This is a genomic window from Candidatus Zixiibacteriota bacterium (assembly GCA_020853795.1).
Taxonomy (GTDB): Bacteria; Zixibacteria; MSB-5A5; order CAIYYT01; family CAIYYT01; genus JADJGC01.
This window is the reverse complement of sequence record JADYYF010000077.1, coordinates 20,140-32,423: the sequence shown is the minus strand read 5'-3', so window position 1 is coordinate 32,423 and position 12,284 is coordinate 20,140. Positions and strand designations below refer to the sequence as shown.

Here is a 12,284-nt window from a genome sequence, read left to right as displayed (position 1 = left end):
TGAATCCGCTGCTCCCAGGGCACGTTCCACCCGCGCCAAACACTCAAGAGCACCGCATACGGAACCTGAATTTCACTCGGCCGCGTTTGCGTCTCGCACGCCGTCGCCAACGACTCGATTTCGGTCAATTCCTCGTCCGCCAATTGCACGTCGGCGGCCACGTCGGCAGCACGCTGCTTCAACGTGTTGAACGCTTCAATATTCAACCGCAAGTCCTGCCAGTACATCAGCAGATTTTCCGCCAGCGCGTTGATGCGATCGACGCTCGCCTTGCCGCCGATCTTCAGCAGACTGGTGCGGATGCCGTTGATCTCGTCGAACGATACACCGGTATTGGCGAAACAGATTTTGCGTACCGCCTGCTTGAAGCGCTCCTTGTCGGCGGCGGCCAGCCGGCGCGATAAGTTCGCCAGCAGCGTGCGGTTCGGATCGATGCTGATCGTCTCATATTCAACCCACTCCTCACCGTTGAGGCGGCTGATCGCGTTCCCCTTCACCTGCCACCCCTGGATCTTCTCGTAAAACTCCGGCGTCAACTTGCCGTCAAACGCCTGCTGCGCCAGTTCCTTCAGCCGCGAATCGTCGCCCAGACTGAACTGGTACCAGGCATGCGCCAACGGATACTCGCCGAGTCCGGCGGGATTCCAATGCGTCGACGAGGCGTCGTCGGCAATCGCCACAAACGCCTCACCCATCCCGGCGCTGCGGGCGTTCGGCGCAATACGCAGAAACAGCACCGCAGCGTCGCTGATCTGGGCGTACGACGTCCGCGTCCCGAACAGCAACGATGATCCGATCAGCAAGATGATCAGCAAGTATTTTCTCATTCCACTCTCCTTCATATCGCAAGCAAACATTCTTCTACTTCAGGACCACCAGCTTGCCGGTGGCAACCGCTTTACTATTATCGTCACCGGATGCCCCGGCACTTGCCGCTCGAGCCGATAACTGAAACAGATACACCCCGTTAGCCGGCCGGTCCCCGTCGGCATCCCGCCCGTCCCAGGCAATTCCCTGGTGCGCGCCGCGGCTCGCCGGCAAGCCCGTTTTTGACCAGATTTCCAGCCCCGACAAGGTAAACAGTTTCAAAATGACATGGTCGGCGTCCGCCGACAAGCTGTAGCTGAATTCGCACGCCTCGGCCACGGGATTCGGATAGCACAAAAGATCGGTTATCTCGATGCCGGCGGCGGCATTAACGTTAAAATCAACCGTCGCCAGGCTCGAGTTATTCGCCGAGTCCCACGCCTTGACCTGCAATTGGTGCGGCCCGTCCGCCAAAACCGGCAGCACCATCGTCGCCCGGCCGCGCTGGTGACTGTCGGGATCGTAGGTGAAGCTGTCGGTCACAGCGAATGCGAATTCCGGTCGTTCGTCGATCGTCAGTTCGATTCCATGCCCGATCTCGCCGGTCAGATTGATCCCCAGCGAATCGTACAACTCCACGGTCACTTCCGAGTTCTGCTTGAGGGTCGCCCCGTTCGACAATTGCGGATTGCCGGCGAAATACACGCTCACCGTCGGACCGGTCGAGTCGACGGTCTCCTTGTTGATACTGCCGATCGCAATCGGATAAATCACCCCGGCGGCGCCGCTGGTGGCCGAGGCCGCATAGCCGCTGATCCGCGCTTCCCGACCGCCGTAACTGATATCCTTCGGCACGACAAACTTGAGATTGAAGTCGCCGTCCCGCACCGCCACGCGCCCGCGATAGATCTCCGGGCCGTACTCCGCGTACGATACCGTAAACGGCGGAATCACAAATGTCCGCGTCCGCTGGTTGTCAAACACGCTGATCGTCGCCTCGCCGTCGAAATCGCTCTGCTTGATGCCGTCCTGGTCCTCGATTTCGCCCGCCAGATCGGTCACCGTCAGCGCTACCAGCGAATCCGGGGCGAACGTAACGAAATCGATTTGGTTCGGCGCCAGCGCCAGCCGCGACAGCGGATCGCCCATGTAAATATACTTCCGGTCGTTGTCGCCCACTCCGGCCACTCCCTGCCGCAGCAGCTTGGTCACATAGACCGCCTCGGCGATCGTGTAGTTCTTGCCGCTCAGAAGCTGCGTCATCCCGGCCTTGTTGAATTCGAAATTCGGCCGCGAATACACCAGCCGCGTCGCCGAAATCGTCCCGACCGCACCGCCGTTGGCATACCGCAGTAAATCCTCGGCCATCCCCTCCGACTGCGGATTGTCAAAGAATCCGATCGAACAGGAGGCGTTGAAAATCAGCGGCAACCGTGCGGCATTGTTCAGCCGCGGAATGTCCTGCACCCGCCGGAAGATTCGCTCATCGGCCCAGAGATTGGGATTCCCATGGCCGGTGTAATTGACAATCAGCCGACCGGCATTGATCGCGCGGATGATCGCCTCCCGCATCTCCGGTTTCTCCGAAGCCGCACCGAGTGGGTAGGCAATCCCGTATATCTTGTCCAAAACGAATCCCGGCGGAATGATCGTCCCCGCCAGCACCTCGGTATCCTGCGTGTGAAACACTTCCGGCAGAGTCGACTGCGGGTGCTTCTCGTCGTCGGCAATCAACGTGATAATGTTCCGCCAGTTGCCGGCATCGGCAGCCTCGTCATATGCCTTGATCTTCGCCGCCACCGTCTCAAATTCCGCCGCCGTCTTGACCGCCCAGCGCGCGATCACCATGTCCACCCCGCGATCGCTCGGATACGAATCGTCGGCATCCAGATCATACAGTGAGTCCAGGTAGACAAAATTCTCATCCGAGACCGTCTCGTCGCCGGCCACGATATACGGCGGGACGTAGTTCACGCCGCCGGTGCCAAGATTGTTGCGGAAATCATACACGCCATCCCCCGCTAACAGACAGTATGATGGCCGCGCACCGCTCCAATGCTCGTGCGTGTAGCGCAGAAAATCCCGAATCGCTACCGGATCAACCCGGCCGCCCGCGAACTGCGCGTAGACATCAGAAATCCGCACCACGCGCGTCCGCAAACCGTCGCGCAGTTGCCGGTAAGCCGCGTAATTGACGGCATTCGCATAGAAATTGTCGTGCGTGATGATGATATAATCCGCCTGGTTGCTCTCTGCCCGAAGATCGTCAACCTGCGTCGCCACGACCGCAAACGGCGTCTTCAGCGCCGCCAGGTTGCTGACCGCCAATACCGGCTGTACTTCCATGCTCGCGCCGTGATCGATAAACAAGTGGCTGCCGTCTACCTGCACCGGCACTATCACAACCGGCGCCTGGGCATCCGCGACATCAACCACGATCGGTGTCTGGAAACTTCCCGCAATCCGGTACGCATGCGCGTTCCCGTCGCGCCGGCCGAAGAACAGCAGTTGCCCCGACGCCGGCAGGTTCAAGTCACGCTCTAACTCGACTTCCAGGTAGTCCGTGTAGCCGTCGTTGAAGGCGTAATCGATACTGAATTGATTCAGCCCATTCGTGAGCCGGTTGCTCGTGTAGAAGTGCACCAACCCGACACTCGAATCACGCGGGATGTCAAAATTATTCAGCTTCAAGTTGAACGTCTGTCGCGTCGTCTTAATCCTGAATCGATTCACCGACTGCGGCGCCGGTTGCGGCAAGTTGACAAAAAGCGTCAGATCGCCCGCCAGCCCCCAATACCAGTTGTAGTAATCAAAAACATCATCCCCCGACTGCGAAAACTGCGCCTCTTCTTCGAAATGCAGGTAGTCGATCGTCCGGCTTACCGTGTCGATTACATCATTGCGATCCCCGGACACCGTTCCCATGCGTCTTGCCGGTTCGGGGAAAGTGCCTCCAATCGCCAGGTAATACACATTGCGATCGCTGTACGGATGCTGCACATACGCCGGCCCCGCCTGCGACTCCCAGAAATCGCCGCCGTTGCCGTAAAACATCACGTAGTCGTCATTCCCAAAGTTGCCGTCCGCTTCGCCTGCCACCACGATCGCAACCTCCGTGAGTGAATCGCGCGGCGTTGCATTCGGCACCGGCAGCGGCTTGCCGCCGGCATGAAACAACCGCAGTGTCCGCGGGTCGACCCCGCTCATACTCACTCCTGCGTTCGTCAGATCACTGCGCGTGATCTTGTACAAGCCGCTCTCGGTTACGGCGATTCGCACCCACGATCCGCTCAGCGCGAACGGATTATACACTGCCGCGCCGACGCTCTTTCGCAGCGGCTGCGTCCATGCCGCCGCCTGTTCGGCGTTCACGGCTAACTCATCCAACAACCGGTCCAGCGGGCCTGCCGATCTCTCCTCACGCAGTTCTGGCTCGCCGCTGAACACCAACTCGATCTCCGCCGCCGTCACCTCGTAGTACGTGCCGCCGCGCTGCGCTTCGACCGGAACCACAACCTTGCCGACCCAGCGTCCGCGGATCAGTACTGGCGCAACGACGGACACCTCCGCCACATTCTCGACAACCGAATTCCCTACCGAGCGTAACGCTTTGTCGCCAACGGTGAGTTTCGCTGAGACCAAGCTTGCGAGATTTCGATTCGGGGAGTAGAAGCAGATGACATAGGCCTCCTGCGCGCTGCCGTCAGCGGCCTCGATCCAGGTCCTCTCCGCCGCCGTGGCCTGACTCACTCCCGTAGCGGTCGCATCTACCTGCCCGTCGGCGGTCAAGCGCAGACTTAGGCCTTGAGCGCTGCTGCGGAAGACCGCAACTTTGGCCTCCTTTGCTTCGCTGCTACTGTAGAGGGAAAGAAGTGCGCAGAAAATCAGAGCGGTGAAACGACAGGAAAATGTCATCGGCTAAATCGACCTATCTCGAACTTTCGAGTATACCGGCCCGCCGCCGCAATGCAATCGAAAAATTGCTGGCAACCATGCCGGTTCGTGATGATCTGACTCCCGTTATTCGGGAATCGCTTCATTACCTATCGGTCGATAAAACCTCGCAGTTTCCTTTCGCTAACTGAAACGCCTGCAAAGAATAAACAAAAAACCCGCCGCTTTGTCAACGTCCTCGTGCAATTTTCCTGCCGAAGACCATGTCGATTGATAATCACGATAGCAATTGTGTCAAATATTTTAACCGCTTCAACTTACCCAGGTTCCCCATTTCTGCGCTCTCGATGCACTGATTCTGGCAGAGCGATTTCCCCTCTGCTGGTCTGCAGCGGCCTGCACTTTGTATGTCACTTCGCCGCCGGCGGTCGATCATTCAATCCGTCGACGATTCTGCTTGTGCTCCTCCTCGCACACTCGCAATTTGATCGCCGTGATTCGCTTGATCGTCGTCGTCTTCATCCTGGGGCTCGGGTTCTTCTTCGGATTCGTCTTTGGCCGGATGGGACGCCGCGACGACTCCGACCGCGCCTCCTGACGCTGCTTTGCGAACTCAACATCGAGAGAAAGGGTTTAGTATGTTTCGCGACGTCATCACAACTCTCCAGTTTCTGACTTTGGTCGGCGCCTTCCTCTGCTTGTTTGCGTCCCTCAAATACCGGACCGACAAGGGCGAACAAGCTCCTCCGTTTGGCGCCGTCAAGACATCCCGGCTGCGCGCCCTTTACGGTCCGTGCGGCTTCAGATTTGCACTGGCGGGAGGGTTCTGTCTCGCGGCCCATTTCGCACTGGCACTCGCCAAGTATCTGCTGCGCTAACCTCGGCGCCCGCCTCCTTTTTCTGCGGCCGCCGTGAAACTACTGGCGCGACCCGCAAACGCGGAGTATATTCTCGATGAACCCACTCATTCTTAGGGGAGGTACAATATGTCTCTGCGCTCGTGGCTTTACAGCATTACAGTTCTGGTTCTCGCCGCTCTGGCCCTCTGGTCCTGCTCGGGTGGAGGCACGGATGACGATGACGATGGTGATGACGGCAACACCCCGTACAACATCCTCGATTTCCGCATCGCCGGCGTATCCGACAGCTCGGTAATGCTCGCCTGGACCGCCACCGGCGATGACTCCAATTCCGGCACCGCCGCCAAATACGATCTGCGTGTCTTCGACGAATGGATTACCGTTGACCTGTGGGACGAAGCGATCCCGGTTCTGAATGTGCCGAAACCCAAAGTTGCCGGCTCCGCCGAGCTCTTTGAAGTGGTCGGTCTCGACAAGGACTCCACTTATTACTTTGCGCTCATGCCGTGTGATGAGGGCAACAACTGCGCGTACTTCTCATGCGCCGGCCCCGCTACCTGCTTCACGGATGTCGTCGTCGATTTTCCTGATACGGCCCTGGAACACGTCGTCCGCACCGCCATCCAACTTTCTATTGGCGATATTCATCGCTCGGACTTGCTGAGTTTCACTTTCCTCGATGCCAACTGGCGCGGTATTGAATCACTCAGCGGCCTGGAATATTGCACGGCACTCTACGCCGCCTTCATCAACGGCAACGAGATCGTCGACCTCTCGCCGCTCGCGGAACTCTACGGCATTCTCTATCTCCAGGCCGGCAACAATGACATCGCCAGCATCGCGCCGCTGACCAATCTGCATCATATCACCGGGCTAAGTCTGCAAAACAACCCAATCAGCGATCTGACTCCCTTGATCACCACTGACCGTCTTCACATCCTCTGGCTCAACAATTGTCCGGTCACCGACCTCGGGCCGCTCCTGGCCAACCCCGACTTCAGCGCCACCGACACCCTCTACGTCAGTGGCTGCCCGCTCTCCGACAACGCCATCGACGTGCAAATCCCCGCACTGCAAGCGCGTGGGGTGGAAGTCATCCGCTGAGCCGTCTGAGCGACTAACACTGGCCTTCGAATGCGCCGCCGCAGCCCTCTGCCGGCGGCGCTCGTGTTGTTTCCCTGCTTCTCCTCGTGCCGGTAATGGCTGCTCTTCACACCACAACTCTTGCGCCGATCATCACGAAGCCTCGCAGACACCGGCGATAGCGGAGTGTTCAAATCTTCTTGACAACAACGACCTTTTTGACCATCCTCATTCCTGGTGACCAAATTGGAGGCAACGGTCGCTTTCGCTGATGTCAACTGACCGAAGGCGTCCGGCGTCCCTTGATCCGCTAAGGAGGCCGCACATGCCGAAGACTCCCGACTGGCCCACAAGTCTACTCGTCGCCAGCCAGCTCATCATCACCTGTAATCTGGCGCGCCCGCAGAGCATCCTCGATACGAAGCAGTTTGACAACTTCGTCTCTTTTCGTACAACGGTCGCGCAGAAAGCCAAAACCTCCGGCTCCTTTGGAATGACCTCGGAATGAAACTCGTCGCACCAACAACTCAGTCCCCGGGCGGATCCACTGTGATTGACAATCACGACTTTGTTAACCATGTTCCTCGAGAACTGCTGCAACCATTAACTGGAGGCGCGCGGCGTTTCTTGTCGTCAGGCATTATGACTGCAGGACGTTTCAGTCGCGCTTGCCAAAAGAGGGATTATGTTGAACAACTTGCGCCTGTCCATCGGCGTCGCGGCCTCTCTCGCTTTGGCTGCGTTGGCAACGACATCGGCTGAAGACAAACATCAGTGGGGCAAGATGACCGCGGCCGACTGGGCGATTGGCGCCCCGGCCAGCTTTCCCGAGGCCGCTGCCGTCGTCATCTTCGATGTCGGATCGCTTGAGGTTGAACAACCTTACGAAGGCAACGTCACGACTTTCCGACGTCACGTCCGCGCCCGTGTCCTCAACAAGGCCGGCGCCGCCGAAGCCATTGCCATCGAAATACCGCTCTATCGGCATGAGAGTTTTCGCGGCTTTGAGGCCGTGACTTACCTTCCTGACGGCCGCAAGATCAAACTCGACAAGAAGGATACGTTCACCAAGAAAGTCGGCAAGCGCCTCGAGTACTTCACCTTTACCTTCCCCGCCGTGGAGGACGGCTGTATCGTCGAGTACAAGTACAGCGTCGTCAGCAGTGACTTCGGCTTTCTTGAACCCTGGTACTTCCAGGGACGGCTGTTTGCCTATGAGTCGGAATTCGCCGCCCTGATTCACCGCGGTCTCAACTACACGGCGGTGACGCATAACGTACCGATCGAACTGCGCGAACCGGTGCGCGAGGAACTTGACAACCGCGGCGAAATGCCGATCAAGTTCACCTGGCGGCTGACCAACATCTTCCCGGTCGAATCGGAACCCTACATGGCGGCCGTCAACAGCTACCGTGCCGCCTTGTTCTTCCAGCTCGTCAGCTTCAAAGATGAATTCAACAATATCACTTTCATCGAGGACTGGCCCAGTCTGGCGGAGCTTGTCGAGAAGCAGTATTTGGAGTCGGCCATCAATCATGACAAAGGCGTCAAAGAGCAGGCGCTGGCGCTGACCGATACCCTCACCGATCCGGTCGCAAAGATCAAGGCGCTGTACGACTTTGTCCGCCTCGAAATCTTGACTGTCGATATCGAAGACGAATATGTGCTCTCGCCCCAGGCTATCGAAAAGACTCTGGCCGACCGTCGTGGTTCCGCCACTGGCAAGAACCTGCTCTTGATCCAAATGCTGCGCGATGCCGGCATCATCGCCAACCCGGTGCTGATCGGTACTCGCTCGTACGCACTCTTCAACAGCGACGTGCACGACCTCAATCAGTTCAACCACCTGATCTGCCTCGTGACCGTCGGCGCGCAGTCCAACGTCCTCGATTGCAGCGAGCGCTGGGTGCCATTTCCGTACCTGCCGCCCGAATCTCTCGTCAGCGGCGGCTTGGTTCTGGCCGGCAAGAAATCGCAGCCGGTTCCCATTAAGCCTCCCAGCCGCACCAGCGGATTCCACAGCTCAACCAGAATGTCACTCGTGGCCGACGGCAGCGCCATTTGCTCCACGCATGTCACTATCGTCGGCCATCTGCTCAGCGCCTACAAGAAACTGCTGGTTGCCCAACCCGAGGCCGACGACGTCAAGGAAACTCTGCTTGAAGACGATCAGCCCTCGTTCGAACTCCTCGATTACTCCTTTCTCGAAATTCCCGGCGCCGACAGCGTCGGCATCGACATGGTCTTCCGCCTCACGAATCACAGCGATCTGGTTGACAACAACCTCGTCACCGCACCGCTCTTGTTCGCCCTCAAGTCCAACCCCTTCAAGAAGAAGTATCGCTTCTTCCCGGTGGACTTCGCTTACCCGTTTACTGTTACCGAATCCGTCGAGATTGTCCCCGGCGATTCACTCACACTCAAGTCCGTGCCGCAAAACTTGACCGCCACTGTGCGGGGTTTAGGCTACTCCCGTATGGTTCTTCAGGCCGGTAATCAGGCGCGGATCATGACGCAACTGATCGTTGAAAAAAGCCTGTTCGCCCCCTCCGAGTACGCCGCCCTGCGCGAGACCTACGAGAAGATCGCGCAAGCGGGCTCCGATCAGTGCGTGCTGGCCATTGGTGCGGCGGACTGACGCCATGATCAAGCGTTACCCTTTGAAAGTCGTCCTGACGGCACTGGCGCTTTGCTGGTGCGCCGCTGTCATCCCTCCCGGGCAAGTTACCCTTGCGGCCACGAATGCCGTTTCTGCCTTCGATACCCTCAAAGCCGCGGCCATCGTTGAATCGGAAGACAGCCGCATCCTCCTCGCTTCCGATGGCACAGCGAAATATTTCTATCACGCGCAGATTCGTATCCTGCGTGAAGGCGGCCTCGAGCGCTGCGCCATCGACCTCTACGAAAACGATTTCGTCAAAGTCGCTGATTTTGCCGGCCGTGTCCGGTCCACCGACGGCGCGGTCATCCTCGAGCGCAAGCGCAAAGACCTGGTCCGCACCTGCGGTTTCGGCGCCTCCTTCTCGTTGTATGACGACATCTGCTTCTTGGCGACAACCCTCAGCGCCGGCAACTATCCCTTTACTATCGACTACACCTACGAATTGAAACTGTCCTCGCTGTTCTTCTGGCACGACTGGCTGCCCCAGAAGTCTGTGCCTGTCGCCCGCAGCGTCTATACCGTGATCGTCCCGGCCGCAACCGAGTTTCGCTACCGCCCCGTCGGCGCGCTGCCGGAACCGACGGTTACGGTTGACCCCGACGGCAAGTGGCGCACCTGCACCTGGTCGCTCGACAGCGTCGCCGCCTTCAAGGCTGAACCGCTCGCACCGCCCGCCTTCGAATCACAACTGCGCGTCGAATTCGCTCCCCGGCAGACCCGCCTTAAGCGATTCGTCATCGACGGCGAGAGTTGGGCGTCACTCGCCGCCAGTTACGATGCCATTGCCGCTTCCGCCTTCGCCCTCGACTCTGAATCCAAAGCTGCAGCCGCGCGGTGGTCAGCCGTTGCGTCCGACTTGAACACCCTGCACGAACACTTGATGTCGCGCCAGCGCTACGTCTCGATCAACATCGGCATTGGTGGCTGGCAACCCCATGCCGCCGGCGCTACCTACAAGAACCGTTACGGTGACTGTAAAGATCTTTCCACCCTTTATGCCGCGCTTCTGAACGAACTTGGAGTCAGCGCCCACCTGGTGCTCCTGCGCACACGGGACGAGGGGCACATCGACCCCGGCTTTCCCACCCTTTCCAATTTCAACCACGCCATTCTCCTCTACACGATTGGCGCTGATACTACCTGGGTCGACCCCACCTGCAATGTCTGTGCCCTCGGCGACTTGCCGGAAGCGGATGAGGGCACCTATGGACTGATCATCGATCCCGACTCCGGCCGCCTCGTCCGTCTGCCGGAGTCTGAAGCCGCGGATAATCTGGTGTTGCGACGCATTCGCATGATGCTCAACCCCGACCTCTCCGCGCTGCTGGCGATTGACCTGGAAGCCGTCGGCAATCTCAGCCACACCTTGAAATACGCCGCGCATAACCTGACCGCCGAGGAGTTCGGCGAGTACCTGCGCCGCCAGAAACTGATTCCCGCGCCCCTGAAAGACCTCGAATGCACCTTCGACCGCTATGATTCCACGCTGTCTCGCTTTGTGTGCCGCGTCTCCGGGAATCTCCGCCGCGCCGGCATCGTTCTCGACAATCGCGTTCACCTCGACCCCGACGCCGTCCCCTCGATCATCGGAGCCGAGCGACCCGACACCACCAAGCGCGCGCAACCACTCGACTTCGGCTATGCCGCAACGTCGCTCGACAGCTTTAACATCGCCTTTCCGGAGGATTGGCAGGCGATTCAACTACCGCCGATCGATTCGGTCGCCTCGCGTTTCGGGACACTCAGCCTGTCCGCCTCCCAGGCCGGCGACCGGATCGCGCTCGTCCGGCGCCACTCGCTCGCCGCGCCACTGATCCGCCCGGAAGACTTCGGCGAATTTCTCGGTCATCAGAAGGCGTGCGCCGATTTCACCGCCAGGAATATCGTCTTCGAGCGCGCCCGCTGAAAACGCCCTACTGCGCCACGATGCGCTCGATCAACTTCGGATCATCCGGCAGCAAATCGCTCTTCACCAGCCGTGGCACCAACACGCGCCACGCCGCATCCTGGGCAAACACCTGCTTGAACAACGGCAGCGCGTCGTCGACCTTGCCCGCCTCCACCAGCGTTACGGCGTGCCAGAAGACAATCTCCGGATTCCCCGGCGCCAGCTCCGCTGCCAGCGCATACTCCCGGTTCGCCGCGGCGATGTCGTTGACCGCGATGTATTCGTCCCCCTTGTCCATGTGGTCATAAGCGCGGTCAATATTCAGCAGCCGTCGCAACTCCGTGAGCGGCTCGGGCGAATCGTCCACCCGCAAATCCACCAGCCGATCCTTCCACGGTAATCCCGTCGGCTTGCCCGTCACGACCACCATCGCCGCCGACTGTTTGCCCCGAATATCGCCCCCTTCGCCTTCCGCCGCTTCCAGCGCCGCCATCATCCGTTCCGCCAGATCGCCCCTGGTCGTTTCGAACGCCTTCGCCATCGCACCCCACACCGTTGAATCCCGCATCAAATTCGCCTGCACGCTGTAGTGATGCCCGCTGTAGTGCCCGGCATACGGGATGCACTTATCGCCCGTATGCGTCGCGACATTCCCATTGCGATCGACAATCGCCACCTGCCGCACCTGATGCTGTGGGTCGGTCACGAGCAACCCGCCCAGCGTCTGCGCCGCCGTCTTGCCGTAGCGCAGCAGCGTTAAGCCGAGCGGCCCATAATTGAAATCCACCAGCGATTGCGTCGCCACCGCGCCGACATTCGGCTCCACCCAGATCACATCCGCCACTTTGAAATAGTGTGACTGCACCGCCGCGCCGAATTGCCCCGTGGCACTGTCATACGCCACGATCGAATACGTCGTCACCGGATGCAACGGCTGCACCGGCGCCGTCTCCGCGACCGCCGCTGCCGTCATCAAGACGAACACCACGATCGCGTTCGCACACGTCCTTGCCATAGTCTCCTCCTGGTTAAGATCGTCTGCAAGTTGCTCGCGTCTTTCGTCCCGCGCAACCGGAATATTCGTTGCCGT

Annotated in this window: 8 protein-coding genes; 5 read left to right on the top strand and 3 right to left on the bottom strand. The window is 59.3% G+C overall.

The genetic code is table 11. The features are described 5' to 3' along the window. A partial coding sequence (locus IT585_06090) for a hypothetical protein (GenBank protein ID MCC6962803.1) occupies positions 1-827 on the bottom strand: 827 nt, incomplete at its 3' end. 34 nt (positions 828-861) lie between these two features. Beyond that, a complete protein-coding gene (gene porU, locus IT585_06085; protein ID MCC6962802.1) occupies positions 862-4,722 on the bottom strand; it encodes a type IX secretion system sortase PorU in 3,861 nt (1,286 codons plus the stop codon). A gap of 617 nt (positions 4,723-5,339) precedes the next feature. Here porU and IT585_06080 point away from each other — a divergent pair. From IT585_06080 to IT585_06060, 5 genes are all read left to right on the top strand, one after another. Next, positions 5,340-5,579: a hypothetical protein gene (locus IT585_06080; protein MCC6962801.1), complete on the top strand. Its 240-nt coding sequence runs from the start codon at positions 5,340-5,342 to the stop codon at positions 5,577-5,579. Positions 5,580-5,687: 108 nt separating this feature from the next. Continuing rightward, the gene (locus IT585_06075) at positions 5,688-6,665 is read left to right on the top strand and encodes a hypothetical protein (protein MCC6962800.1); all 978 of its coding nucleotides are present in this window, start codon (positions 5,688-5,690) and stop codon (positions 6,663-6,665) included. Between the two features lie 304 nt (positions 6,666-6,969). Continuing rightward, positions 6,970-7,152 (top strand): hypothetical protein, encoded by a 183-nt coding sequence (locus IT585_06070; protein MCC6962799.1) that lies wholly within the window; start codon positions 6,970-6,972, stop codon positions 7,150-7,152. Positions 7,153-7,329: 177 nt separating this feature from the next. Next, on the top strand, positions 7,330-9,282 hold the full coding sequence (locus IT585_06065; protein MCC6962798.1) for a DUF3857 domain-containing protein: 1,953 nt from the start codon (positions 7,330-7,332) through the stop codon (positions 9,280-9,282). Between the two features lie 4 nt (positions 9,283-9,286). Continuing rightward, positions 9,287-11,212, top strand: coding sequence for a DUF3857 domain-containing protein (locus tag IT585_06060; GenBank protein MCC6962797.1), 1,926 nt, complete (start codon positions 9,287-9,289; stop codon positions 11,210-11,212). 7 nt (positions 11,213-11,219) lie between these two features. On the opposite strand, the gene IT585_06055 is transcribed toward IT585_06060, so the two are convergent. Further along, the gene (locus IT585_06055; protein ID MCC6962796.1) at positions 11,220-12,209 is read right to left on the bottom strand and encodes a DUF1028 domain-containing protein; all 990 of its coding nucleotides are present in this window, start codon (positions 12,207-12,209) and stop codon (positions 11,220-11,222) included. Between the last annotated feature and the right edge of the window lie 75 nt (positions 12,210-12,284).